Annotated in this window: 23 protein-coding genes; 20 read left to right on the top strand and 3 right to left on the bottom strand. The window is 71.3% G+C overall.

The window, feature by feature from the left end:
• Positions 1-61: 61 nt before the first annotated feature.
• Positions 62-2,182 (bottom strand): glycogen debranching protein GlgX, encoded by a 2,121-nt coding sequence (gene glgX, locus LRS14_RS18690; protein ID WP_257800614.1) that lies wholly within the window; start codon positions 2,180-2,182, stop codon positions 62-64.
• A 222-nt stretch (positions 2,183-2,404) separates the two neighbouring features.
• On the opposite strand from glgX, the gene LRS14_RS18685 reads away from it, so the two are divergent.
• The 14 genes from LRS14_RS18685 to LRS14_RS18620 all read left to right on the top strand — a co-directional run bounded on the left by LRS14_RS18685 (position 2,405) and on the right by LRS14_RS18620 (position 17,833).
• Entirely contained in the window at positions 2,405-3,052 is a 648-nt protein-coding gene (locus LRS14_RS18685) for a TetR/AcrR family transcriptional regulator (protein WP_046112056.1), read from the top strand.
• Positions 3,053-3,271: 219 nt separating this feature from the next.
• Positions 3,272-4,144 carry a tripartite tricarboxylate transporter substrate binding protein gene (locus LRS14_RS18680; RefSeq protein WP_404977590.1) on the top strand — a complete coding sequence of 291 codons (873 nt, stop codon included), beginning with the start codon at positions 3,272-3,274 and terminating at the stop codon, positions 4,142-4,144.
• A 21-nt stretch (positions 4,145-4,165) separates the two neighbouring features.
• On the top strand, positions 4,166-5,329 hold the full coding sequence (locus LRS14_RS18675) for a Gfo/Idh/MocA family protein (RefSeq protein ID WP_257800613.1): 1,164 nt from the start codon (positions 4,166-4,168) through the stop codon (positions 5,327-5,329).
• 9 nt (positions 5,330-5,338) lie between these two features.
• Entirely contained in the window at positions 5,339-6,559 is a 1,221-nt protein-coding gene (locus LRS14_RS18670; protein ID WP_257800612.1) for a dihydrodipicolinate synthase family protein, read from the top strand.
• 2 nt (positions 6,560-6,561) lie between these two features.
• A complete protein-coding gene (locus tag LRS14_RS18665; RefSeq protein ID WP_257800611.1) occupies positions 6,562-7,440 on the top strand; it encodes a sugar phosphate isomerase/epimerase in 879 nt (292 codons plus the stop codon).
• 73 nt (positions 7,441-7,513) lie between these two features.
• Positions 7,514-8,899 carry an APC family permease gene (locus LRS14_RS18660; RefSeq protein WP_257800610.1) on the top strand — a complete coding sequence of 462 codons (1,386 nt, stop codon included), beginning with the start codon at positions 7,514-7,516 and terminating at the stop codon, positions 8,897-8,899.
• 118 nt (positions 8,900-9,017) lie between these two features.
• Positions 9,018-10,694, top strand: coding sequence for a diguanylate cyclase (locus LRS14_RS18655; protein ID WP_257802168.1), 1,677 nt, complete (start codon positions 9,018-9,020; stop codon positions 10,692-10,694).
• Positions 10,695-10,868: 174 nt separating this feature from the next.
• Positions 10,869-11,651 carry a GNAT family N-acetyltransferase gene (locus LRS14_RS18650; RefSeq protein ID WP_257800609.1) on the top strand — a complete coding sequence of 261 codons (783 nt, stop codon included), beginning with the start codon at positions 10,869-10,871 and terminating at the stop codon, positions 11,649-11,651.
• Positions 11,644-11,886 carry an acyl carrier protein gene (locus LRS14_RS18645; RefSeq protein ID WP_046112062.1) on the top strand — a complete coding sequence of 81 codons (243 nt, stop codon included), beginning with the start codon at positions 11,644-11,646 and terminating at the stop codon, positions 11,884-11,886. Before LRS14_RS18650 ends, LRS14_RS18645 begins: the two co-directional genes overlap by 8 nt.
• Before the next feature lie 9 nt (positions 11,887-11,895).
• Positions 11,896-13,461 carry an AMP-binding protein gene (locus LRS14_RS18640; protein WP_257800608.1) on the top strand — a complete coding sequence of 522 codons (1,566 nt, stop codon included), beginning with the start codon at positions 11,896-11,898 and terminating at the stop codon, positions 13,459-13,461.
• Between the two features lie 14 nt (positions 13,462-13,475).
• The gene (gene glmS, locus LRS14_RS18635) at positions 13,476-13,907 is read left to right on the top strand and encodes a methylaspartate mutase subunit S (RefSeq protein WP_046112064.1); all 432 of its coding nucleotides are present in this window, start codon (positions 13,476-13,478) and stop codon (positions 13,905-13,907) included.
• On the top strand, positions 13,888-15,294 hold the full coding sequence (locus LRS14_RS18630) for a methylaspartate mutase subunit E (RefSeq protein ID WP_257800607.1): 1,407 nt from the start codon (positions 13,888-13,890) through the stop codon (positions 15,292-15,294). Before glmS ends, LRS14_RS18630 begins: the two co-directional genes overlap by 20 nt.
• Before the next feature lie 8 nt (positions 15,295-15,302).
• On the top strand, positions 15,303-16,571 hold the full coding sequence (locus LRS14_RS18625) for a glutamate mutase L (RefSeq protein ID WP_046112066.1): 1,269 nt from the start codon (positions 15,303-15,305) through the stop codon (positions 16,569-16,571).
• Complete coding sequence (locus LRS14_RS18620; RefSeq protein WP_257800606.1) at positions 16,568-17,833, top strand: alanine racemase; 1,266 nt, start codon at positions 16,568-16,570, stop codon at positions 17,831-17,833. The genes LRS14_RS18625 and LRS14_RS18620 overlap by 4 nt, the downstream gene beginning before the upstream one ends.
• Before the next feature lie 24 nt (positions 17,834-17,857).
• On the opposite strand, the gene LRS14_RS18615 is transcribed toward LRS14_RS18620, so the two are convergent.
• A complete protein-coding gene (locus LRS14_RS18615) occupies positions 17,858-18,850 on the bottom strand; it encodes a tripartite tricarboxylate transporter substrate binding protein (RefSeq protein WP_257800605.1) in 993 nt (330 codons plus the stop codon).
• A gap of 102 nt (positions 18,851-18,952) precedes the next feature.
• On the opposite strand from LRS14_RS18615, the gene LRS14_RS18610 reads away from it, so the two are divergent.
• Genes LRS14_RS18610 through LRS14_RS18600 form a run of 3 tightly spaced genes read left to right on the top strand, consistent with a single transcriptional unit; the run spans position 18,953 to position 22,030 of the window.
• Positions 18,953-19,633 (top strand): response regulator, encoded by a 681-nt coding sequence (locus tag LRS14_RS18610; protein ID WP_046112174.1) that lies wholly within the window; start codon positions 18,953-18,955, stop codon positions 19,631-19,633.
• Positions 19,599-21,020: a sensor histidine kinase gene (locus LRS14_RS18605; RefSeq protein ID WP_257800604.1), complete on the top strand. Its 1,422-nt coding sequence runs from the start codon at positions 19,599-19,601 to the stop codon at positions 21,018-21,020. Before LRS14_RS18610 ends, LRS14_RS18605 begins: the two co-directional genes overlap by 35 nt.
• Positions 21,017-22,030: a tripartite tricarboxylate transporter substrate binding protein gene (locus tag LRS14_RS18600; RefSeq protein ID WP_257800603.1), complete on the top strand. Its 1,014-nt coding sequence runs from the start codon at positions 21,017-21,019 to the stop codon at positions 22,028-22,030. The genes LRS14_RS18605 and LRS14_RS18600 overlap by 4 nt, the downstream gene beginning before the upstream one ends.
• Positions 22,031-22,048: 18 nt before the next feature.
• On the opposite strand, the gene LRS14_RS18595 is transcribed toward LRS14_RS18600, so the two are convergent.
• Positions 22,049-22,975, bottom strand: a complete 927-nt coding sequence (locus LRS14_RS18595; protein ID WP_046112072.1) for a LysR family transcriptional regulator — start codon at positions 22,973-22,975, stop codon at positions 22,049-22,051.
• A gap of 85 nt (positions 22,976-23,060) precedes the next feature.
• On the opposite strand from LRS14_RS18595, the gene LRS14_RS18590 reads away from it, so the two are divergent.
• Genes LRS14_RS18590 through LRS14_RS18580 form a run of 3 tightly spaced genes read left to right on the top strand, consistent with a single transcriptional unit; the run spans position 23,061 to position 25,815 of the window.
• Positions 23,061-24,437: an acyclic terpene utilization AtuA family protein gene (locus tag LRS14_RS18590; RefSeq protein WP_046112073.1), complete on the top strand. Its 1,377-nt coding sequence runs from the start codon at positions 23,061-23,063 to the stop codon at positions 24,435-24,437.
• Entirely contained in the window at positions 24,434-24,844 is a 411-nt protein-coding gene (locus tag LRS14_RS18585; RefSeq protein ID WP_046112074.1) for a hypothetical protein, read from the top strand. Before LRS14_RS18590 ends, LRS14_RS18585 begins: the two co-directional genes overlap by 4 nt.
• Positions 24,841-25,815 (top strand): Bug family tripartite tricarboxylate transporter substrate binding protein, encoded by a 975-nt coding sequence (locus LRS14_RS18580; RefSeq protein WP_404977589.1) that lies wholly within the window; start codon positions 24,841-24,843, stop codon positions 25,813-25,815. Before LRS14_RS18585 ends, LRS14_RS18580 begins: the two co-directional genes overlap by 4 nt.
• Positions 25,816-25,856: the final 41 nt, after the last annotated feature.

Genomic DNA, 25,856 nt, shown 5'->3' with positions numbered 1-25,856 from the left:
ACGGGGGCAAATGCCATTCCCGCGGCCAGGCGGCCCCCGCGTCCGACGGCGGGGGGCGGGGTCAGCGGGCCACGAACAGCAGCAGCGAGCGGCCGGCCAGCTGGCGCACCGAGCCGCCTTCGGCGGTCTCGCTGCTGGCATCGGGCCGAGCCGTATCCACCTCCAGCGCCCAGTGCGTGCCCTCGGCCGGCGGCGCCGGCAGCGTGAAGTCGATCGGCTCATGCCAGGCGTTGAACAGCATCAGCACCGAGGCGTCCTCGGCCGGCCGCTCCAGGTGCGAGCGCGGCGCCCGCCCGTCGAGCGAGAGCCCGAAGCACAGGGTGTTGCCGTCTTCCCAGTGGCCGGGCTGCATCTCCTGGCCGTCGGGTGCCCACCAGATGGCATCGCGCAGGCCCAGTTCCTCGTGCGGCTGGCCGGTGAGGAAGCGGCCTCGGCGCAGCACCGGCAGGTCGCGGCGCAGCGCCAGCAGCTTGCGCACGAAGGCCTGCAGCGCCTGGCCGCGTTCGTCGATGCGGTCCCAGTGCAGCCAGGAGATGTCGTTGTCCTGGCAGTAGGCGTTGTTGTTGCCGTTCTGGCTGCGGCCGAACTCGTCGCCCGCCACGATCATCGGCGTGCCCTGCGACAGCAGCAGCGTGGCCAGCAGGTTGCGCTGCTGCTGGGCCCGCAGGGCGTTGATCGCCGCGTCGTCGGTCGGGCCCTCGGCGCCGCAGTTCCAGGAGCGGTTGTCGCTGTGGCCGTCGCGGTTGTCCTCGCCGTTGGCGTCGTTGTGGCGCTCGTTGTAGCTCACCAGGTCGGCCAGCACGAAGCCGTCGTGCGCGGTGATGAAGTTGACGCTGGCCCAGGGCCGGCGTCCGCGGCGGTTGAAGGTGTCGCCGCTGGCGGTCACGCAGCCGGCCAGCGCGGCGGCGGTGCCGGTCTCGCCCTTCCAGTAGCTGCGCACGGTGTCGCGGAAGCGGTCGTTCCATTCCGCCCAGCCGGGCGGGAAGCCGCCCACCTGGTAGCCGCCGGGGCCGCAGTCCCAGGGCTCGGCGATCAGCTTGACGCTGGACAGGATCGGGTCCTGCCGGCAGGCATCGAGGAAGCCGCCGCCTTCGTCGAAGCCGTAGGGCTCGCGCGCCAGGATGGTGGCCAGGTCGAAGCGGAAGCCGTCCACCTGCATCTCCGTCACCCAGTAGCGCAGGCTGTCGGTCACCATCTGCAGCACCCGCGGGTGGCTCAGGTTCACCGTGTTGCCGGTGCCGGTGTCGTTGATGTAGTAGCGCGGCTGGTCGGGCATCAGCCGGTAGTAGCTGGCGTTGTCGATGCCCTTGAAGCTCAGCGTCGGGCCCAGCTCGTTGCCTTCGGGCGTGTGGTTGTAGACCACGTCGAGGATCACCTCCAGCCCGGCCTGGTGGTAGCGCGCCACCATCTCCTTGAACTCGTCCACGTCGGGCCGGCTCAGGTAGTCGGGGTGCACCGCGAAGAAGCCGATGGTGTCGTAGCCCCAGTAGTTGCTCAGGCCCTTGTCCAGCAGGAAGGGCTGGGTGAGGAAGGTCTGCGAGGGCAGCAGCTCGATGCTGGTGACGCCCAGGTTCTTCAGGTGGCCGATCACCGCGTCGTGGGCCAGTCCCTTGAAGGTGCCGCGCTCGTTCTCGGGCACCTCGGGGTGGCGCTTGGTCATGCCCTTGACGTGGGCCTCGTAGAACACGGTCCGGTCCCAGGCCACGCGGCTGCGCTCGCGCAGCGTCCAGTCGAAGCGGCTGTCCACCACCACGCACTTGGGCACGAAGGGCGCGCTGTCGCGCTCGTCGAAGCTGAGGTCGGCGTCCGGGTGGCCGACGGTGTAGCCGAACAGCTCGTCGCGCCATTCCACCTGGCCGACGTGGGCGCGGGCATAGGGGTCGAGCAGCAGCTTGTTGGGGTTGAAGCGGTGGCCCTTCTCGGGCTCGTACGGGCCGTGCACGCGATAGCCGTAGCGCTGGCCGGGCTTCAGGCCGGCGATGTGGCCGTGCCACACCTCGTCGGTGTACTCGGGCAGCGTGATGCGCGCGATCTCCTCGCGGCCGCTGTCGTCGAACAGGCAGACCTCCACCTTGGTGGCATGGGCGGAGAACAGCGCGAAGTTGACGCCATCGCCGATGCAGGTCGCACCACGGGGATGCGGCGTGCCTTCACTCAGGCGGGCGTCGTAGGAAGTGGGCATGCGGGTCGTCCAGGCTGGGTGACGTGGGAAGGCGGCGGCCGGGGCAGCAAAACGCCCCGCCGCCGGGAAACGGCAAGCCTCATGGTCGGGGACGGTTGTGGCCGCGTGTATCGGCGCGCCACGCTGGCGCTCGTCGGACAGCGCCGACGCTGCCACCACAATCGGCCGCGCCGCGCCCTGCCAGCGCGCCGCATAATTCACTGAATGGTTAACTGCACCCGAATGAGCACCGAGCCATCCACCCCCACCGACGAGCGCCTGCGCGACGCCGACCGATCGCAGGCCACCATCCTGGCTGCCGCCCGCGACGAGTTCGCCGAACACGGCCTGGGCGGCGCGCGGGTGGACCGCATCGCCGAGCGGGCGGGCCTGAACAAGCGGCTCATCTACTACTACTTCGCCGACAAGGAGCGGCTGTTCCAGGCGGTGCTGGAGCAGGCCTACCGCGACATCCGCGCCGCCGAACAAGACCTGCACCTGCTCGACCTGCCGCCGGCCGACGCGGTGCGGCGGCTGGTGGAATTCACCTGGAACTACTACCTGGCGCACCCCGAGTTCCTGACGCTGCTCAACAGCGCCAACCTGCACCGCGCGCGGCACCTGACGGATTCGCAGCGCGCGCGGGAGCTGAACACGCCGCTGATCGAGACGCTGGGCGAGATCCTGGAGCGCGGCCGGCGCGAAGGCAGCTTCCGCGGCGGCGTGGACCCGCTGCAGCTGTACGTGTCCATCGCCGGGATGGCGTACTTCTACCTGTCGAACAACCACACGCTCTCCGCCATCTTCGGGCGCGACCTGATGGCGGCCAAGGCGCTGCAGCAGCGGCTCTCGCACATGAGCGACGTCATCCTGGGCTATGTGCTGATCTAGCCCTCCGGGTAATTCCCAAGCCGCGCCGCCTGTACGCGGTGCGGACGGTCCTCCTAGAATCAATTCACCATCCAGTGAATTAGAAGTTTGAGGAGACCGCGATGAAGCCTGTACGCCGCACCGCCCTGGTGCTGTCCTCCGCCGCGTTGTTCTGGGGGTTGCTGGCCGCTACCGGCCCCCGCCGCCGCGCAGAACGGCTACCCCACCAAGCCCATCCGCGTGATCGTGCCGTTCGCGGCCGGCAGCACCACCGACATCATGGCCCGCGCGATCAGCGACAAGCTCAGCGCCAGCCTGGGCCAGCAGGTGATCGTGGACAACCGCGGCGGCGCCAGCGGCACCATCGGCCAGCAGATGGTGGCCACCGCGGCCCCCGACGGCTACACGCTGATGATCCATTCGTCGTCGCACACCGTCAGCCCCTGGACCTTCGCCAAGCTGCCGTTCGACACCCAGGCCGACTTCGCCGGCATCACGCCGATCGCCTCGCTGGCCAACGTGATGGTGATCTCGCCGGCCAAGGGCGTGAAGTCGCTGCCCGACCTGCTGGCCGCGGCGCGGGCCAAGCCGGGCAGCTTCAACTACGCCTCGGCCGGCCAGGGCAGCGCCACGCACCTGAATGCCGAGAAGTTCAAGCTGGCCGCCCACATCGAGGCCACCAACATCCCGTTCAAGGGCTCGGCCGAGGCGGTGAGCGAGGTGCTGGGCGGCCGGGTGGACTACTACTTCTCGCCCATCGCGCCGGTCATCGGGCAGATCAAGGACGGGCAGCTGCTGGCGCTGGCGGTGGGTTCGCCCAAGCGCTCGGCCGCGCTGCCGGACGTGCCCACCACCGCCGAGGCCGGCGTGCCGGGCTCGGAATTCAACTTCTGGATCGGGATGATGGCCCCGGCCAAGACCCCGCGCGACATCGTGAAGAAGCTGCATGACGAAGTGGCCAAGGCCCTGGCCTCGCCCGAGGTGAAGGAGCGCTTTGCCAAGCTGGGCGCCGACCCGTGGACGATGCAGCCCGAGCAGTTCGACCAGTACATCAAGGACGAGATCGCGGCCAATGCCAAGCTCGTCAAGGCCGCCGGCCTGTCCCCGCAATAACGCAACCCGGAGTACTCGAAGATGGCCACTCAACGGCTCGGCATCGTGATGCATGGCGTCACCGGCCGCATGGGCATGAACCAGCACCTGATCCGCTCCATCGTGGCGATCCGCGCGCAAGGCGGCGTCACCCTGGCCAACGGCGACAAGGTGATGCCCGACCCCATCCTGATCGGCCGCAATGCCGAGAAGATCGAGGCGCTGGCGCGGGCCCACGGCATCAACCGCTTCGGAACCAACCTGGAGGCGGCGCTGGCCGACAAGGCGGACAGCGTGTTCTTCGATGCCGGCACCACGCAGATGCGGCCGCAGCTGCTGGCGCAGGCGCTGCGCGCCGGCAAGCATGTGTACTGCGAGAAGCCCATCGCCACTACGCTGGCCGAGGCGCTGGAGATCGCCCAGGTGGCGCAGGCCTCGGGCCTGAAGCACGGCGCGGTGCAGGACAAGCTGTTCCTGCCCGGCCTGCGCAAGCTGGACATGCTGCGCCGCGCCGGCTTCTTCGGCCGCATGCTCAGCGTGCGGCTGGAGTTCGGCTACTGGGTCTTCGAAGGCGACCTCCAGCCGATCCAGCGCCCGAGCTGGAATTACCGCAAGGAAGACGGCGGCGGCATGATCCTCGACATGATGTGCCACTGGCGCTACGTGCTGGACAACCTGTTCGGCCAGGTCAAGAGCATCTCCTGCATCGGCGCTACCCACATCCCCACCCGCTGGGACGAAGCCGGCCAGCCGTACGAGGCCACCGCCGACGACGCCGCCTATGCCACCGCCGAGCTGGTGGGCCACAACGGCGAGCCGGTGATCGCGCAGCTCAACATGAGCTGGGCCACCCGGGTGCGGCGCGACGACCTGGTGACCTTCCATGTCGATGGCACCGACGGCTCGGCCGTGGCCGGCCTGAGCGACTGCCGCGCGCAATCCCGCGTGACCACGCCGCGGCCGGTGTGGAACCCCGACGTCAAGCAGACCATGCCCTTCTTCGACCAGTGGCAGGAGGTGCCCGACACCCAGGCCTACGACAACGGCTTCAAGATTCAGTGGGAGCACTTCATCCGCCACGTGGTGGAGGACGCGCCCTACCAGTGGACGCTGCCCGAAGGCGCCAAGGGCGTGCAGCTGGTGGAGGCCGCCACCAGGAGCTGGAAGGAACGCCGCTGGATCGACGTGCCGGCGCTGCAGGTGTAGGTGGGCGGCATGGCCATCACGCTCTCCCTGCCCACCGCCGACGGCCTGCTGCGGCCCTACACGCTGCAGGCCGCGGCCCCGCTCGCCGCCGCGCGCGGCGCAGGCCGCCTGCCCTTCAACCGCATCGCCTACTCGGCCGCACATGTGGTGGCCGATCCGCTGGCCGCCGTCGACCCGTGGCTGCAATGCGCCATCGACTGGGACACCACCATCGCCTACCGCCAGCGGCTGTGGAGCCTGGGCCTGGGCGTGGCCGAGGCAATGGACACCGCCCAGCGTGGCATGGGCCTGGACTGGCCCACCTCGCTGGAGCTGATCCGCCGCAGCCTGGATGCGGCACGCGACCATCCGGGGGCGCTGGTGGCCAGCGGCTGCGGCACCGACCACCTGGCGCTGGACGCGGTGCGCAGCGTGGACGACGTGATTCGCGCCTACGAGGAACAGATGGAGGCCATCGAGGCCCTGGGCGGCCGGCTGATCGTGATGGCCAGCCGCGCGCTGGCCCGGGTGGCCAGCGGCCCGGCCGACTATGAGCGGGTGTACGGCCGCATCCTGCGCCAGGCGCGGCAGCCGGTCATCCTGCACTGGCTGGGCGAGATGTTCGACCCCGCGCTGGCCGGCTACTGGGGCGGCGGCAGCGACGTGCAGGCCGCGATGGACACGGCGCTGGGCATCATCGAGGCGCATGCCGACAAGGTGGACGGCATCAAGATCAGCCTGCTGGACAAGGACAAGGAAATCGCGATGCGCCGCCGCCTGCCCGCCACCGGCGGAGCCGATGGGCAAGGCGTGCGCATGTACACCGGCGACGACTTCAACTATGCGGAGCTGATTGCCGGCGACGGCCACGGGCCGGCCAGGGTGCATGGGCAGAGCGATGCGCTGCTGGGCATCTTCGACGCCATCGCGCCGGCGGCCAGCGCGGCGCTGAGTGCGCTGGCCGCGGGCGACGAAGCGCGCTTCCACGAGATATTGGCGCCCACGGTGCCGCTGTCGCGCCACATCTTCGCGGCGCCCACGCGCTTCTACAAGACCGGCGTGGTGTTCATGGCCTGGCTCAACGGCCACCAGCAGCACTTCACGATGGTGGGCGGGCAGCAGAGCACCCGGTCGCTGGTGCACCTGGCCGAGCTGTTCCGCCTGGCCGATGCGGCGCGGCTGCTGGACGACCCGGCGCTGGCCGCGCAACGGATGCGCACGCTGCTGGCGCTGCATGGGGTGGACGCTTGAACATGAGCCGCGACTTCAGCAACAGCCACCAGTGGCTGTCGATCAACACCGCCACGGTGCGCAAGCAATGGCCGCTGGACCGCATCATCGACGAATGCGCGCGGCGCGAGATCCGCGCCATCAGCCCCTGGCGCGACCAGGTGGCCGCGGTGGGCCTGGAGGCCACCGCGCGGCAGCTGCGGGCGCACGGCATGCAGCTCTCGGGCTACTGCCGCGGCGGCTTCTACCCGGCCGCCGATGCCGCCGGCCTGCAGGCGGCGCTGGACGACAACCGCCGCGCGATCGACGAGGCCAAGACGCTGGGCGCGCCCTGCCTGGTACTGGTGGTGGGCTCCCTTCCCGGCACAACCCCCGGCGCGCTGGCCGGCCAGCCTGTCTATACAAGCCTGGCACGCGCCCGCGCAGAGGTGCGCGACGGCATCGCCGCCAGCCTGGATTACGCGAAGCGGGTCGGCATGCCGCTGGCCATCGAGCCGCTGCACCCGATGCAGGCCGCCGAACGTGCCTGCGTCAACACGCTGGAGCAGGCGCTGGACCTGTGCGACGAGCTCGACCCCGATCGCAGCGGCGCGCTGGGCGTGGCCCTGGACGCCTACCACGTGTGGTGGGACCCGAAGCTGCAGCAGCAGATCGAGCGCGCCGGCGCGCAGCGCCTGCTGGCCTACCACGTGTGCGACTGGCTGGTGCCCACGCGCGACCTGCTGAACGACCGCGGCATGATGGGCGACGGCGTGATCGAGCTGAAGGCCCTGCGCGCGGCCGTGGAGGCCGCCGGCTACCGCGGCTTTGCCGAGGTGGAGATCTTCTCCGAGCACTGGTGGCAGCAGCCCGGCGAACGGGTGCTGGACACCTGCATCGAACGCCACCGCAGCGCCGTGTGACCGCGGTCCGGGCGCCGTGTGCGCGCCGCAGGCACGCCAAGTGCCGCAGGCGCGCACAACGAGAGGAGCGACGATGACGCAGCAGACGGCCGATTCCCCGGCAGGCCCGCAGGCCAATCCCACCGCCGAGCCCAGCCTGCACCGGGTGATGGGCCCCTGGCTGCTGCTGCTGTTCATCGTCGGCGACATCCTGGGCACCGGCATCTATGCGCTCACCGGCCAGGTGGCCAAGCAGGTGGGCGGCGTGGTGTGGCTGCCGTTCCTGGTGGCCTTCGTCGTGGCGGTGATCACCGCCTTCAGCTACCTGGAGCTGGTGACCAAGTACCCCAAGGCCGCCGGCGCCGCGCTGTATGCGCACAAGGCCTTCGGCATCCACTTCATCACCTTCATCGTGGCCTTCGCGGTGATGTGCTCGGGCATCACCTCGGCCTCCACCGCCTCGCGCGCCTTCGCGGCCAACCTGTCGCAGGCCTTCGGGCTGGGATTCGAAGGCGGCTTCGCCATCACCGCGGTGGGCCTGGGCTTCATGGCGCTGGTGGCGGCGGTCAACTTCCGCGGCGTGGGCGAAAGCGTGAAGGTGAACGTGCTGCTCACCTGCGTGGAGCTGTCCGGCCTGCTGCTCATCATCGGCATCGGCCTGTGGGCCATCACCCAGGGCAATGGCGACGTGTCGCGCATCACCCAGTTCAAGCCGGCGGTGGACGGCGGCATGTTCTGGTCCGTCATCGCAGCCACGACGCTGGCCTTCTTCGCCATGGTGGGGTTCGAGGACTCGGTGAACATGGCCGAGGAATGCAAGGACCCGGTGCGCCACTTCCCGAAGGTGCTGCTGGGCGGGCTGGTCATCACCGGCATCATCTACGTGCTGGTGTCGGTCTCGGCCATCACGCTGGTGTCGCCGGAAAAGCTGGGCGAGGGCGAGACGCCGCTGCTGCAGGTGGTGCAGGCCGGCGCACCCTCCTTCCCGCTGGGCATCTTCGGCGTGATCACCATGTTCGCGGTGGCCAACAGCGCCCTGATCAACATGCTGATGGCCAGCCGCCTGGTGTACGGCATGGCGCGCGAGCAGGTGCTGCCCGCCGCCCTGGGCCAGGTGCATGCCACGCGCCGCACGCCCTACGTGGCCATCGGCTTCACCACGCTGCTGGCCTTCGGGCTCATCCTCTTCGTGGGCGAGGTGCCGGCCCTGGGCGGCACCACCGCGCTGCTGCTGCTGTGCGTGTTCACCGTGGTCAACGTGTCGGTGCTGGTGCTGCGCAAGGACAAGGTCAACCACAAGCATTTCAAGACACCCACGCTGCTCCCGGTGCTGGGGGCGCTGTCCTGCGCCTTCCTGGTGGGGCCGTGGACCGGCCGCGCCACGGTGCAGTACGAGATCGCCGGCATCCTGCTGGGCGTGGGCGTGCTGCTGTGGCTGCTGACGGTGCGGCTGAACCGCAGCGCCGCCCTTAAAAGGTAACAAGGGCTCATGCGGGGCGGCGGCCGGTCGATAAGCCTGCGGTCGTCCTCCTCGCGCGGCCGGGTCAGCCGGCCGCCAGCCCATGTTCAGAAGTTTTCGTCTCCGCCTTGCCGTGCTGATGGCCCTGCTGCTGCTCGGCAGCATGGGCAGCCTGTCCTGGATGGTGGGTGCCAGCATGTCGCGGCAGCTGGCAGCCGAGCAGGGCCGGGCGCTGCACAACCTGGGGCGCGGCATCGCCAGCCTGATGGGCCAGGGCCTGGACGAGCGGCTGGACGAGATCGCCCGCCTGGCCGAAGGCGACCTGTATCCGTATGCCGCTGGCCCGCGCACCATCGACGACCGCAGCCTGGACCGCATCGCCGCCAACCGCGCCCACTACAGCTGGATCGGCATGGCCCGCACCGACGGCCAGGTGCTGGCCGCCACCCGCCACATGCTGGTGGGCCAGAGCGTGGCCGAGCGGCCGTGGTTCCGCCACGGCCTGCAGGCGCCCTACACCGGTGACGTGCACAAGGCCAAGCTGCTGGCCGCCATGCTGCCGCCGGCGGCCGATGGCGCGCCGCCGCGCTTCATCGACTTCGCCGCGCCGCTGACCGACGGCAACGGCCGCGTGGTGGCGGTCATCGGCGCCCATGTGAACTGGGACTGGGGCCGCGAGATCATCGCCCTGCTGCGCAGCAACGACGCACGCCAGCACGGCGTGCGGGTGTACATCGTCGACGCCACCGGCAATGCCATCCTGCTGCCGCTGGATGCGCCGTCCGACGACACCGTGCCGCAGCTGGACCGGGCGGCCCATGCGCCGGCGCTGCTGGAATGGCCTGACGGCACCGACTACCTGACCGCCGTCACCCCGGTGGAAGCCAATGCCGGGCCCAACCGGCTGGGCTGGAAGGTGGTGGTGCGCCAGCCCGCCAGCGAGGCGCTGCGCCCGGCCTATGCGGCGCAGCGGGTGGTGTGGTGGTCGGGGCTGGGCCTGTCGCTGCTGGCCGCGGTGCTGGCCTGGTGGATGGCCGGCAACCTGAGCCGGCCGCTCACCGCGCTGCATGCGGCCGCGCGCCGCATCGGCGCGGGCGAGACCGACGTGCAGCTGCCGGCGCCCAGCGGCGCCAGCGAGGTGCGCAGCCTGAATGCCGCGCTCACCACCATGATGGCCACGCTGGCCACGCGCGAACGCTCGTTGCGCACGGCCAACGAGACGCTGGAAGCCCGCGTGGCCGAGCGCACCCAGGCGCTGGCCGACGCCAATGCCGAGCTGACGCTGCTGGCCCGGCGCGACGCCCTCACCGGCCTGCCCAACCGCCGCGCCGCCGACGAGCGGCTGCAGTCCGAGGTGGCGCGCCACCGCCGCAGCCAGCTGCCGCTGGCGCTGCTGGTGCTGGACATCGACCACTTCAAGCGGGTGAACGACCAGCACGGCCATGCGGCGGGCGACACCGTGCTGGCCGAGGTGGCGCAGGTGCTGCAGCGCACCCTGCGCACCACCGACTTCGTGGCCCGCACCGGCGGCGAGGAATTCATCGTGCTGCTGCCCGATACCGATGCCGCCGGCGGCCTGCTGGCCGCGGAGAAGCTGCGGGCCGCGGTGCAGGCCCATCCCATCGCCGCGGTGGGCACGGTGACGGTGAGCGTGGGCCTGGCGACGCGGGCCGAGGCCTTCCGCGACGCGGCCGCCGCCACCCATGCCGCCGACGTGGCGCTGTACTCGGCCAAGCGCAGCGGCCGCAACCGCGTGGTGCGCTTCGACGAGGCGGCCCAGATCAGCGACAGCCTGCTCGACGCCCTGGGCACCTGATGCGGCGGGTACCGGGTCTTCACCCCTAAGTTCGCTGCTTGCGTTGCGCTATTCTTGCCTGCACAAAGACATGGGCAGCCAGGCAGGGAGTACGCAAGTGGCAGTCGAAGTACCGCACCCATTCCACCGGCCCCGCGCCGTCCGCACCGCCACCCCATCTGCACGCGCACCGGCGTGAGCGGCGCAGGCGCACCGCCCTCGTCGTTGTGGGGGCGGCTGTCATCCCCCTTCCGTGAATTCGGCTGGCTGGCCGGCAGCCTCTACCTCATCGACCGCCTGCTGCGCGGCCTGTCGCCCCGGCTGGGGCTGTACGTGTACGAGCTGATGGTGCAGCCCATCACCGGCCGGGCGCTGCTGGGCCCCAAGCTCGTGCGCGACCTGCAGTTCGACGAGATCGGCCCCGGCCACCCGGCGCTGGCGCTGATGCCGGCGCGCGAGGACATCAAGGCCGCACGCTTCGCCCAGGGTGCCCGCTGCCTGGGCGTGTGGCGCCGTGGCGAGCTGATCGGCTACCTGTGGTTCTGCGCCGCCCGCTACAAGGAGGACGAGGTGCGCTGCACCTACCACCTGCAGCCGGCAGCCGCCTCCATCTTTGACTTCGACCTCTACGTGATGCCGGCCCACCGCATGGGCATCGGCTTCATGGCGGTGTGGCACGGCGCCAACCAGTACCTGCATGCGCAGGGCATCCGCTACACCTTCAGCCGCCTCACCCGCTTCAACCTGGCCTCCCGCAAGGCGCATGCGCACCTGGGCTGGAAGCGCGTGGGCCGTGCCGTGTTCCTGCATGCCGGACCGGTGGAGTTGATGGTGGCCACCGTGCGCCCGTGGCTGGCCGTGACCACCACCGGCCGCGTGCCGCTGCACCTCCAGCCGCAGGTGCTGCAGCAGGCCGCGCCCGCCAGCAGCGCCGTGCCCGCCCCGCCTTCCCTGAAACGCGAGCCGCCCCATGACTGACATCGACACCCTGATCGCCTGGATCCGCGAGGAAACCGGCTACACCGGCCCCATCGACCCCGACGAGGACCTGCTGCAGGCCGGCGTGCTGGACAGCTTCAACATCGTCTCGCTGGCCATGCATGCGCAGGAACAGTTCGGCGTCGAGTTCGAGGGCGAGGACCTGGTGCGCGACAACCTGGCCCGCCTGTCCAGCCTGGTGGCGCTGATCAAGCGCCGCACCGCCACCGCCTGAAGTTCCGCCATGCCCGCTTCCATTCCCCGCTACCTGGCCCAGACCGCGCAGCGCCTGCCCGACAAGGTGGCCATCGTCTCGCGCGAGCGTTCCATCACCTTCGGCGAGCTGCAGGCGCAGGCCCAGGCCACCGCGCTGTGCCTGCGCGAGATGGGCCTGCAGCCCGGCGACCGCGTGGGCATCTGCATGGAAAAGACCATCGACCAGGTGCTGGCCATCCTGGGCGTGCTGCATGCGAATGCGGTGGTGGTGCCCATCCTGCCGCGGCTGAAGGCGCCCAACATCCGCCACATCATCGAGAACTCGGGCATGGCCGCGATGGTGACCGATGCGGACCGGCTGGGCGAGGTAAGCGACTTCGCCGGCATCACGCGGCTGATCACCGGCCATGGCGAGGTGAGCAACGACTGGCCCAACCTGCCCTACCTGCGCCGCTTCACCCAGCCGCGCAACATCTTCGACCGCATCGGCAACGACAACGCGGCCATCATCTATTCGTCGGGCTCCACCGGCCGGCCCAAGGGCATCCTCATCTCGCACCGCAACCTGGCCGAGGGCGCGGACATCGTGGCCGAGTACCTGGGCACGCGGGAGGACGACCGCATCGGCTGCATGCTGTCGTTCAACTTCGACTACGGCATGAACCAGATCTGGCAGACCATCCGCCAGGGCTGCACCCTGGTGCTGCATGAGCTGGCCCTGCCCAACGACCTGTTCGCGATGATGGCCAAGGAGCGCATCACCGCGCTGCCGGTGATGCCGGTGTTCATCACCAAGATGTTCGACCGCCGGCTCAAGGTGAACACCTCGGCCTTCGACTTCTCCGCCCTGCGCTACGTGTGCTCCACCGGCGGGCGGCTGTCCGACGACATGATCTCCGACCTGCGCGGCGCCTTCCCGCAGGCGCAGGTCTATTCGATGTTCGGCCTCACCGAGGCCTTCCGCGCCACCTACCTGCCGCCGGACAAGCTGGCCAGCCATCCACAGTCGGTGGGCCGCAGCATCCCCGACTGCCAGGTGATGGTGCTGGACGAGAACGGCGACGAATGCCCGCCGCATGTGGTGGGCGAGCTGGTGCAGCGCGGCGCCACCGTCACCAAGGGCTACTGGAACGACCCGGAGAACACCGCCAAGACCTTCAGGACACATCCGCGTTTTCCCGGCGAGACGCTGGTGTTCTCCGGCGACCGGGTGTACCGGGACGAGAACGACTTCATCTACTTCGTCGCCCGCGCCGACGACATGATCAAGACCAAGGGCTTCCGCGTCAGCCCCACCGAGGTGGAGATCGAGGTGGTGCGCCATCCCGAGGTGGTGGAGGCGGTGGCCTTCGCGGTGCCCAACATCAGCGTGGGCGAGGACGTGGCCTGCGCCTACACCACCGTCAGCGGCAAGCCGCTGCCGGAGGCGGTGTTCCGCCAGTTCCTCAAGGGCGGCCTGCCCAGCCACATGGTGCCGGCGCTGCTGCTGCACTTCGACGGCTTTCCCATCCTGGGCAATGCCGGCAAGCTGGACCGCAAGGCCATCAAGCAGGCCGCGCTGGAACGGCTGGCCGCCACGCCGCCGGCCGCCTGAAAGGCCTGCAAGCCATGCCGCAGCAGCCACCCCGCATCGTCATCGGCGTCATCGGCGACGACATCCACATCGTGGGCAACCGCATCATGCAGCTGGCGCTGGAAGAATCGGGCTGCCAGGTGTTCAACCTGCGCACCCGCAACCGGCCCGAGCACTTCTGCCAGGCCGCGCTGGAGGTGAATGCCGACGCCATCTTCGTCAGCTCGCTCAACGGCGAAGGCGAGTACTGGTGCGCCGGCCTGCGCGAGCAGCTGCAGCGCCTGGGCCTGGGCCGGGTGCTTCTGTACGTGGGCGGCAACGTGGTGGTGGGCAACCGGCCGGAGGCCGAGGTGGTGGCCTTGTTCAAGGGCTACGGCTTCGACCGCGTGTACCACCAGCGGCCCGACATCGGCGCGGCCATCAACGACCTGTTCGAGGACCTGCAGCATGGCCCGACCCAGCATTGATGCCCGCCTGCCCCACATCGACAGCCAGCGTGCGCAGGTGCTGGCCCATCCGCTGGCGCGCGGGCTGGACACGGCCGAGGTGGCGCGCCACCTGGCCGGCCTGCCGGCGCAGCGCTTTCCCAGCACGGTGTACGGCAGCCGCGGCCCGCTGCCGCTGATCCAGCCGCGCGGCGGCGTGCCCACCTTCGACGAGCAGCTGATGCTCACCCGCGCGCTCAGCGACGCCGGTGCCGACTTCATCCCGCTGACCATCGACAGCTGCACCCGCCACAACCAGTACGACACCGCGATGCAGCTGCTGCGCCGCAGCGAGGAGGAAGGCCGCAGCCTGCTCAACGGCTACCCGCTGGTGTGCCATGGCCATGAGCTCACGCGGCAGCTGTACGAAGGGCTGGACAAGCCGGTGAGCCTGCGCCACGGCACGCCCGATGCGCGGCTGCTGGTGGAGCTGGCCATCGCCTCGGGCATCGTGGAGATCGAAGGCGGCGGGCTGTGCTACTGCCTGCCCTATTCCGAAGGCTTTCCGCTGGACCGGGCGCTGCTGCACTGGCAGTACGTGGACCGGGTGTGCGCGCTGTACTCCACGCCCGGCCGGCCGGTGCATCGCGAGAGCTTCGGCCCGCTGAGCGCCACGCTGGTGCCGCCGGTCATCGCCATCACGGTGCAGATCGCCGAAGCGCTGCTGGCGGCCGAGCAGGGCGTGATGTCCTTCGCCGTGAGCTTCGGCCAGACCGGCTCCTTCGTGCAGGACGTGGCCACCGCGCGCGTGCTGCGGGCGCTGGCCCGCGAGGCGCTGGACGAGCACGGCTTCGCCGACGTGCAGCTGCGTCTGGTCTACCACCAGTGGATGGGCCAGTTCCCGATGCAGCGCGAGCGGGCGGCCGCGCTGATCGCCGGCTCGGCCGTGGTGGCCGGCGCCATCGATGCCGACAAGATCGTGGTCAAGACGGTGGACGAGGCTTTCGGCGTGCCGCGGCCCGAGGTGAATGCGCAGGCGGTGGATGCGGTGCGCTACGTGCTGCGCACCTTCGCGCTGCCGGGCGGCACCGCCTCGCCGCAGATCGATGCCGAGGCCGCGCTGATCGAGAGCGAGGTGCGCAGCCTGCTGCAGGCCATCTACGGCCTGTCCGGCGACATGTTCTGGGAGAGCGTGTACCGCGCCTTCCAGATGGGCTGGATCGACCTGCCCTTCTCGCCGCATGCCGACAATGCCAACAAGCTGGTGACGATGCGCGATGCGCAGCAGTCCATCCGCATCGCCGACCCCGGTGCGCTGCCGCTGCCCCCGCAGGCCATCGCAGCCGAGCGGCGCGCCATCGATGCCCGGCCCGACAACGGCGAGAAGACCTACCGGCGCATGCTGGCCGACATCTCGATGATGGTGTGAGCAGCCCCATGTTCAACGACCACGCCCGCCTGCCACCCGCGCGCATCGCGCTGGACATCGGCTCCACCGTCGTCAAGCTGGCCTGGCTGGACGACGCCGGCGGCCTGGCCGAGCAGCGCTTCTATCCGCGCGACTTCCAGGCCGGCATCCGCCGCCAGGTGATGGCGCTGCTGGCCGAGCACGGCATCGACCCCGACCAGCAGCCGGTGCTGGCCTGCTCCTCCGCCAACGGCGGCCTGCGCGTGGGCATCGTGTGCCTGAGCCCGCTGTTCAGCGGTGCAGCGCTGCGCAACCAGGTGCTGCTGGCCGGCGCCAACCCCGAATACGTGCATGCCTTCGACGAGGCCCGCGGCGACCTGCGCCGGGTCGACCTGCTGCTGGTGGGCGGCGGCATCGACTGCGAGGACGCCGGGCCGATGGCCCAGCGGCTGGCCGGCTTCGACATCGGCCGCTATCCGCACGGCGCGCTGGTGTATGCGGGCAACCGCCACCTTGCCGAAGCCTTCCGACAGCGCCATCCGCAGGCGCTGGTGATAGCCAACCCGCAGGGCGACAGCCTGAGCAACCGCGTGGGCAGCGTGTTCGAGTGCGTGCGCCGCGCGTACCTGGCCGACCTGGTGTTCAAGGAAGGCGTGAGCGAGCTGCCACCTTCCATCGCCCACCGCATCCGGCCCACGCCGGAGGTGGCCAGCCGCGGCTTCCTGCGCGCAGTGCTGGGCCAGACCGGCCTGCCGGTGGTGGGCAACTGCCTGGCGCTGGACGTGGGCGGCGCCACCACCGACCTGCACTACACCGTGGAGCTGGTGGCCGAGGACAGCCCGGCCCGGCCGGCCAGCGGCGTGTCGGTGGCGCGTTATGTGTTCGCCGACCTGGGCATCGTGGCCTCGCGCGACACCTTGCTGCAGCAGCTGCGCAGCCATCCGCAGCTGTATGAATTCCTGGTGGCCTGCCACGGCAGCGACGTGCGCGGCCTGTATGCGGCGCTGCGCGAGGGCGAGGCCGAACCCACGCCGGCGCTGCTGGCGCATGGCTGCCTGTTCCTGGCGCTGGACCGCTTCGCCCGCGGCCACGGCCCGGGACTGCCCACCGGCCAGCTGGACGCGGTGGCCCAGGTGCTGCTGACCGGCGGCGCCGGCCAGCTGATGGAGCCGCCGGTGGTGGCCCGGCTGCTGGCGCTGCTGCAGCGCCCCGGCACGCCCGCGCCGCGGGTGCAGGTGGACAGCCGCTACGAGATCTGGGTGGCCGGCATCACCGCCACCGAAGAGGTGCACCCATGACCGCCGCCCTGCTGCCCGCGGTGGACTGGACGGCCACGCCGCCCGCGCAATGGCAGGCGCTGGCCGAAGCGCACGGCACGCCGCTGTACCTGCTGGATGCCGACGTGGTGGCCCAGCGGGTGCAGGCGGTGCGCGAGGCCTTCGGCGGCCTGGCGCAGGTGTATTACGCGGTCAAGGCCAACCCGAACCTGGGCCTGCTGCGGGCGCTGGCCGGCGTGGTGGACGGGCTGGACATCTCCTCCGGCGGCGAACTGGCGCAGGCCCGGCTGGCCGGCCATGATCCGGCGGCGATGAGCTTTGCCGGCCCCGGCAAGACCGACGAGGAACTGCAGGACGCCATCGCCGCCGGCGTGGGCGGCATCAGCTGCGAATCGCTGGCCGAGCTGGACCGCTGCGCCGCCCTGGCGCGCAGGCTGGACCGCCCGGCCCGGGTGCTGCTGCGGGTGAACCCCATCGCGCCCAACCGCGGCTACGGCGTGAAGATGGGCGGCCGGCCGGTGCAGTTCGGCATCGACGAGGCCGCGCTGGACGAGGCCGTGGCCCGCCTGCAGGCCCACGGCCCGGTCCTGCAGTTCCAGGGCCTGCATGCCTACGTGGGCAGCCAGTGCTTCGATGCCGCGGTCGTGGCCGAGACCACGCGCGACACCTTGCGCATCGCCGGGCAGCTGGCTGACCGCCACGGCCTGGTGAGCCGGTTGCTCAACCTGGGCGGTGGCTTCGGCCTGGGGCAGTCCGCCGAGCGCAAGCTGCTGGACCTGGCCGCGGCCGGCGCGATGCTGCAGCCCGACTTCCAGGCCTGGCGGCAGCGCTTTCCCATGGGCACGCTGCTGTTCGAGCTGGGCCGCTACCTCACGGCCGAGGCCGGCGTGTACGTCACCCGCGTGGTGGACACCAAGGCCTCGCGCGGCAAGGCCTACGTGGTGTGCGACGGCGGCCTGAACCACCAGCTGGCCGCGGCCGGCACCTTCGGTGCGGCGCTGCGGGGCAACTTCCCGCTGTTCAACCTCAGCCGGCCCGAGGCCGAGCCGACGGCCTGCCAGGTGGCCGGCCCGTCCTGCAATCCCACCGACCTGCTGGGCGTGGATGCCACCCTGCCCACGCCGCAGCCGGGCGACCTGATCGGCGTGGGCCAGTCAGGCGCCTACGGCCTGACCGCCAGCCCGCTGCTGTTCCTGGGCCACGACACGCCGGTGGAGCTGGTACGCCGCCACGGCGAGGTGAGCGTGGGGCGGCGCAGGCATTCGGTGCTGGACTTCAACTGAAGGCTTGCTCAAGGCGCAGTCGGGTCAGTTGTCCGGCTTCACCTTTGCCCGCGCCAGCACCGGCTTCCAGCGCTGCTGCTCCACGCCGATGAAGCGTGCGAACTCGGCCGGCGTGCTGCCCACGGCGATGGCGGCTTCCTTGGTGAGGTGATCCACCGCGGTGGCCGAAGTGATGGCCTTGGCGGCGGCCGCGGCCAGGGTGTCCAGCGCGCCCTGCGACAGGCTGGCCGGGGCCAGCAGGCCGTACCACTGCGTCATCTCGAAGCCGGGGAAGCCCTGCTCCGCCACCGTGGGCACGTCGGGCAGCTGCGGGATGCGCTGCGGCGTGCCGGTCGCAATGCAGCGCAGCTTGCCGGTCTTGATGAACTGCATCACCGCCGGTGCGCCCACCGAGGCGGCGTCCAGCCGGCCGGCCAGCAGGTCGGTGAGCTGCGGACCGGTGCCGCGGTAGGGCACGTGGGTGATGAAGGTGCCGGTGGCCATCTTCAGGTACTCGAAGGCCAGGTGGCCGGCGCTGCCGTTGCCCGCCGAGCCGTAGTTCAGTTGGCCGGGCTTGGCCTTGGCCAGCGCCACGAACTCCTTCAGGTTGCGTGCCGGCACGTCGTTGTTCACCAGGTACAGGCTGGGCACCTTGGCCAGCAGGCTCACCGGGCGGAAGTCCTTGTTGGCGTCGTAGGGCAGCTTGTCGAAGATGAACGGGTTGACCGCCAGCGTGCCGATGTGGCCGAGGATGATGGTGTGCTGGTCCTCGGCCCGCGCCACTTCCTGCATCGCCACGTTGCCGGCGCCGCCGGGCTTGTTGTCCACGTACACGCTCTGGCCCAGCAGCTTGGTCATCTCGGCCGCCGCGGCGCGCGCCACGATCTCGGAGCTGCCGCCGGGCGCAAACGGCACCACGAAGCGGATGGACTTGGCCGGCCAGGCCTGCGCCTGGCTGCGCAGCGGCCAGGCCGCGCCCAGGCCCAGGCCGGCGGCGCCCAGCAGCGCGCTGCGGCGGGTGATGTGAGGGTTGCGCATGGGCTTGTCTCCAGGTTCTTGGGGTTGAAGCGCCCATGGTGCCTGCGGCCACCTTTCAAACCACTTTCATCGCCGGGCGCTTGGCAGAGAATCGGCGCCGCCATGCGCATCCTGCTTGCCGAAGACGAACACACGCTGGCCCAGTGGCTGGCCAAGGCCCTGGGCCAGTCGGGCTTCCGTGTCGACTGGGTGGACCACGGCGGCCTGGCGCTGCGGGCGCTGCAATCGCAGGACTACGACGCGCTGGTGCTGGACCTGGGCCTGCCGGGGCGCAGCGGCCACCAGGTGCTGCAGCAGCTGCGCGCCAGCGACCAGCGGCTGCCGGTGCTGATCCTCACCGCCCGCGATTCGCTGGCCGAGCGGGTGAGCCTGCTCAACGAGGGCGCGGACGACTTCCTGGCCAAGCCCTTCGCCCTGGCCGAGCTGGAAGCGCGGCTGACCGCGCTGATCCGCCGCGCCCGCGGCGTGGAGCATCCGCGGCTGGCCTGCGGGCCGCTGGTGTTCGACACCGTCACCCGGCAGCTGTCGCTGGCCGGCCAGCCGCTGCTGCTGTCGCCGCGCGAGCAGGCGCTGCTGCGCAGCCTGCTGCAGCGCAGCGGCGAGCCGCTGACCCGCCAGCAGCTCCTCGACCGCGTGTTCACCGACGACGACAGCGTGCTGCCCTCCGCGGTGGAGGTGCTGGTGCACCGGCTGCGCAAGCGGCTGGAGCACAGCGGCGTGCGCATCGCCACCTACCGGGGCCTGGGCTATGTACTGGAAGAAGACCCGGCGCCTGACGCTTAAGGCCACGGTGCTGGCGCTGCTGCTGCCGGGGCTGGCGGGCATCATCGCGGTGGAGCTGTCGCTCACCCGCGCCGATGCGCTGGAGGCGGCCAATGCGGCCTACGACCGTTCGCTGCTGGGCGCCATCCGCTCGCTGGACCTCAACGTGTCCACCGCCTCGGGTGGGCTGTCGGTGGAGCTGCCCTACCGGCTGTTCGAGTTCTTCCAGCTCACCGCCCGCGGCGACGTGTACTTCCGCGTGGCCACCGCCGACGGCCTGGTGGAGATCGGCAGCCCCGACCTGCCCAAGCCGCCGGCCCTGCCGGCCATCGGCACGCCGGTGTTCTACGACGCCACCTACCTGGGCGACGCGGTGCGCGTGGGCACCTACGTGCGGCTGCTGGAGCAGCCGCTGAGCAGCACCGGCGTGCGCGAGCTGGTGATCCAGGTGGCCGAGAACCTGGCCAACCGGCGCGAGTTCATCCGCAGCTTCATGTGGCGGGCCACGCTACGCGACGGCTCGCTGATCGCGCTGGTGGGCCTGGGCCTGGCCGGGCTGATGGCCTGGGCGATGCGGCCGCTGTCGGTGCTGGCGGCGCAGGTGGCCGGCCGCAGCGATGCCGACCTGCGGCCGCTGGAAAGCCGCGGCCTGCCGGCCGACGTGCAGCCGCTGGTCGAGGCGGTAAACCGGCAGATGGCCCGCACGCAGGCGGTGCTGCAGCGCGAGCGCGCCTTCCTTGACGATGCCTCGCACCAGCTGCGCACGCCGCTGGCCACGCTGCGCGCGCAGATCGACTACGGCCTGCGCGAGACCGATCCGCAGCAGTGGCGGCACACGCTGCAGGCGCTGTCGCAGCAGCTGGACGACGCGGTGCGCAGCACCCACCAGCTGCTGGCCATGGCGCGGTCGGACACGGTGGCGCTGCAGCCCGCCGCCTTCGACCTGGGCGACTTCCTGCGCACGGTGGCGCTGAAGCTGCTGCCCCAGGCCCGCGCCCGCTCGCTGGACTTCGGCGTGGAGCCGCCGGCCGCCGGCACGCCGGCGCAGGCCCGCGGCGACGCCACGCTGCTGGGCGAGGCCTTCGGCAACCTGGTACACAACGCCATCGTGCACAGCCCGGCGCAGGGCAAGGTGACCCTGGGCGCCGCCGCCGACGGCTTCGGCTGCAGCCTGTGGGTGCGCGACGAAGGCCCGGGCCTGGATGCGGCGGTGCAGCCGCGCATCGGCCAGCGCTTCGTCAAGGGCCGCGGCAGCAACGGCGCCGGCCTGGGCCTGGCCATCGCCCGCAACATCGCCGAGCGCCATGGCGGCACGCTGGTGCTGGAGCCGGCCGGGGACGGTCCCGGCCTGCTGGCGCGGCTGTGGTGGCCAAGCGCCGGGTTGCCGGCGGACGGGGCATCGGCATGAGGCGGCGCGCGTGGGCCACCGGCGCCAGGGGCGCCCTCTCTCGCGGGCTGTGCATCGCCCTCGCCCTTGCCGGCCCCGCCGCGGCAGCCGGCCCCGACGACCGGCCCGAATGCGTGGTGCCGGCCAAGGCGGGCGGCGGCTTCGACCTCACCTGCCAGCTGGTGCAGGCCATGCTGCAGAGCACGCCGCGGCCCGCCGGCGCGCCGCCGATGCGGCTGAGCTACCTGCCCGGCGGCATCGGCGCGGTGGCCTTCGAGGCGGCGGTCAACCGCCGGCCGGCCGACGGCAACGCGGTGGTCGCCTTCTCGGCGGGCTCGCTGCTCAACCTGGCCCAGGGCAAGTTCGGCGCGCACACCGAGCGCGACGTACGCTGGCTGGCCGCGGTGGCCACCGACTACGGCGTGATCGCGGTGGCGCGCGACTCGCCCTACCGGAACCTGGGCGAGCTGGTGGCCGCGCTGAAGGCCCGGCCCTCGGGCGTGGTGATCGGCGCCGGCGGCACCATCGGCAGCCAGGACTGGGTGAAGGCCGCGATGCTGGCGCGGGCCGCGGGCGTCAGCCACCGCATCATCCGCTTCGTGGCCTTCGAGGGCGGCGGCGATGCGCTGTCCGCGCTGGAAGGCGGCCATGTGCAGGTGTTCACCGGCGATGCCGCCGAGGTGGCCCAGCACCTGAAGCGCAGCGCCGGCGTGCGGGTGCTGGCGGTGCTGGCGCCGCAGCGCCTGCCCGGCCCGCTGGCGCGGGTGCCCACCGCGCTGGAGCAGGGTTTCGACCTGCAATGGGCCACCGCCCGCGGCCTGTACATGGGCCGCGACGTGCCGCCCGAGGCCTTCCGCCAATGGCAGCAGCTGCTGGAGCGCGCGCAGCGCTCGCCCGAGCATGCGCGGCAGCTGCAGGCCGTCGGCCTCTATCCGTTCTGGCGCAGCGGGCCGGAGCTGGACGAGTTCATCGCGCAGAGCATGGCCCGCTACCGCGGGCTGGCCGCCGAGTTCGAGCTGCGCATCCGCTGACGGCGGCGGCCGCACGCCTCAGGCCGCCGCGCTGCGCCGGCCGCGCGCCGCGCGCTGGATGCCCTGCGGCCGCTGCGCCAGCATCGCGCTGCACAGCGCCTGCGCTGCCACCGACAGGCTGCGGTCGCGCGGTCGCACCAGGTAGATGTGGCGCTGCAGCCCGGGCCAGGCCAGCCGACGGGTGACGATGCCGGGCGCCTGGAAATGGAACAGCGTGAGCCGCGGCACCACGCTGATGCCGATGCCGGCGCGCACCATGCCCATCACCGTGGCCAGCTGGTCCACCTCCATCACCGACTGCATGGCCTGCGGATGGGTGGCGGCATCCAGGTACTGCCGCACGCTGGAGGTGCGCGAGAGGTGGATGAAGGGCCAGGCCGCCACGTCGCGCGGCCGCACCTCGCGGGCACGGGCCAGCGCATGGTCCTCGGGGCACACCAGGTGGAAGTCGTCGCTGCAGAAGGGCTCGGCCTGCAGCTCGGGCGTCTCGGCCCGCGTAGCGGCCAGGGCGAAGTCGGCCTCGCCGCGGCGCACCCGCTCGATGCAGGGCTCGGACAGCACGTCGGCCACCCGCAGCTCGATGCCGGGATGCTGCGCCTGGAACTGCGCCAGCACCTGCGGCAGCCAGCCCGCCGCCAACGATGGCAGCAGCGCGATGGACACGCGGCCGCGCCGCCGCGCCGCATGGTCCTGCATGCCGGCCACCGCATGCTCGAACTCCTCCAGCACCCGCCGGGCCGAGGCCTCGAACTCCCGGCCCTCGGCCGTCAGCTCCACCGAGCGGGTGCTGCGGTCGAACAGCCGCAGGCCCAGCGACTCCTCCAGCTGCCGGATCAGCGCGCTGAACGCCGGCTGCGACAGGTGGCTCTGCGCGGCCGCGCGGGTGAAGTTGCGCTGCGCGGCCAGCGCCAGGAAGGCGCGAAGCTGGCGGGTGGAGACATTCATCTGTGTTTCCGATCAAGTGATCCGAATTCTCGAATTCTCTTATCAATCGCGCCGCCCTACATTCGCCGGCAACAAGAGGAGACACATGGTTCCGCAACCCTTGCGCATCGGTGGTGCCGCAGGCTTCTCGGGTGACCGCACCGATGCCGCCGCACCCGTGGTGCAGGCGCTGATCGCTGCCGGCGGGCCGGCCGTGCTGATCTTCGAGACGCTGGCCGAGCGCACCCTGGCGCTGGCCCAGCTCGCGCGCCGGCAGAACCCCGAGGCCGGCTACGAGCCGCTGCTGGACGACCTGCTGCGCCCGGTGCTGGCCGACTGCCTGGCCCACGGCATCCGCATCGTCAGCAACTTCGGCGCAGCCCATCCGATGGGCGCGGCGCGCCGCATCCAGGCGCTGGCCGCCGAGCTGGGCCTGCCGGCGCCGCGCATCGCGGTGGTCAGCGGCGACGACGTCTCCGGGCCCGCGCAGCGGCCGGCGCTGCTGGAATGCCTGTCCGAAGCCGACCGCCAGCTGCTGGCCGAGCGCCCGCTGGTCAGTGCCAATGCCTACCTGGGCGCCGAGGCCATCGCCCAGGCGCTGAAGGCCGGCGCGCAGGTCGTGGTGTGCGGCCGCGTGGCCGATCCTTCCCTGGTGGTGGGCCCGGCGCTGGCCCATTTCGGCTGGGCGCCGGACGACTGGGACCGCCTGGCCCGTGCCACCATGGCCGGCCACCTGCTGGAATGCGGCGCGCAGGTCACCGGCGGCTACTTTGCCGACCCCGGCGTGAAGGACGTGCCCGGCCTGGCCACGCTGGGCTATCCCATCGCCGAGATCGATGCCGACGGCCACTGCAGCATCGGCAAGCCCGCCGGCACCGGCGGCCTGGTGAACGAGCACACGGTGAAGGAACAGCTGCTGTACGAGGTGCACGATCCCGCCGCCTACCTCACGCCCGACGTGGTGGCCGACCTCAGCCAGGCCCGCGTGCGGCAGCTGGCGCCCGACCTTGTGCGGCTGGAAGGCGTGCGCGGCCATGCGCGCACCGACACGCTGAAGGTCAACGTGTGCTTCGAGTCGGGCTGGCTGGCCGAAGGCGAGATCTCCTATGCCGGCCCGCGGGCCGAGGCTCGCGCCCGGCTGGCCGCGCAGGTGCTGCGCGAGCGGCTGGCCGGCCTGGGCCCGCTGCGGGCCGACCTGATCGGCGTGGCCAGCGTGTTCGCCGATGACGCAGGCCGCTGGCTGGCCGACACGCCCGACCGCGGCGCCACCGACGTGCGGCTGCGCGTGGCACTGCGCCACGCCAGCAAGGCCGGCGCCGAGCGGCTGGCGCGCGAGGTGCTGGCGCTGTACACCTGCGGCCCCGCCGGCGGCGGCGGCGTGCGCACCACGCTGCGGCCCACGCTGGGCACGGTGTCGTGCCTGATGCCGCGCGCGCTGGTGCCTGCGCGCTTCGAGATGCTGGCGGCGGAGGGCGCGGCATGAACGAGACCCTCATCACCGTGCCGCTCTGGCGTGCCGCGCACGGCCGCACCGGCGACAAGGGCAACCGCTCCAACATCAGCGTGATCGCCTGGCATGAAGACCTGTTCGCACCCATCGTCGAGCAGATCACCGAGGCGGTGGTGGCCCAGCGCTTCGCGCACCGCCGGCCCAGCCGGGTGCAGCGCCACCTGCTGCCCGCGCTGCAGGCGATGAACTTCGTGCTGGACGACGTGCTGGACGGCGGCGTCAACGATGCACTGAACCTGGACAGCCATGGCAAGGCCCTGTCCTTCCTGCTGCTGGAGCTGCCGCTGCAGCTGCCCGCCCACCTGGCGCCGCTGTTGCGCGGCCACGGCCAGGGCCCTTCCGAACCAGACCGACATCACATCCCACAGGAGACGACATGAAGTACCCCGCCACCCGCCGCCACACGATGGCCCTGCTGCTGGCCGCCAGCCTGGCGCCCGCCGCCTGGGCCCAGGGCAAGTACCCCGAGAAGCCCATCACCTTCGTGGTGCCGTTCGCCGCCGGCAGCGCCACCGACCAGCTGGCCCGGGCACTGGGCAACTCGGTCACCGAGCAGACGAAGCAGACGGTGGTGGTGGAGAACAAGGCCGGCGCCAGCGGCATGCCGGCGGCGCAGCAGGTGGCGCGCAGCGCGGCCGACGGCTACACGGTGCTGATCACCACCAACACCACGCATGCGGCCAACGAGCACCTGTACAAGAAGATGCCCTACGACCCGGTGAAGGACTTCATGCCCGTCACCGGCCTGGGCAAGGGCGGGCAGGTGATGGTGGTCAACGTGAACTCGCCGTACAAGAGCGTGGCCGATGTGGTGGCGGCGGCCAAGCAGTCGCCGGGCAAGCTCACCTTCGGCAGCGGCAGCTCCTCCAGCCGCATGGCCGGCGAGATGCTCAAGCAGCTGGCCGGCGTGGACATCCTGCACGTGCCCTACAAGAGCAACCCGCTGGGCATCACCGACCTGCTGGGCGGCCAGATCGACCTGATGATCACCGACACCTCCACCGGCGTGCCGCAGGTCAAGGCCGGCAAGCTGCGGGCGCTGGGCTATTCCACGCAGAAGCGCAGCGTGCAGCTGCCCGACGTGCCCACCATCGACGAGGCCGGCGTCAAGGGCTACGACATGGGCTACTGGTTCGCGGCCTATGTGCCGGCCGGCACGCCGGCGCCGGTGGTGGCGCGGCTGAACGAGCTGCTGCAGACCGCCGTCAAGGGCCCCGCCGCCAAGACCTTCTTCGACACCGCCGGCTCCGAACCCTGGACCACCACGCCCGACGAGCTGGCCAGGTTCCAGGCGGCCGAGACCCAGAAATGGGGCAAGGTCATCAAGGCCGCCGGCATCGAAGCCGAGTAACCGGCCGCACCGCTTCCATCCCCCGACAGCCCGACCCCGCA

This window comes from Aquincola sp. J276, assembly GCF_024700035.1.
Classification (GTDB): domain Bacteria; phylum Pseudomonadota; class Gammaproteobacteria; order Burkholderiales; family Burkholderiaceae_C; genus Aquincola; species Aquincola tertiaricarbonis.
The sequence above is the reverse complement of the archived record's forward strand: the minus strand, read 5'-3'. Positions and strand labels throughout refer to the sequence as shown.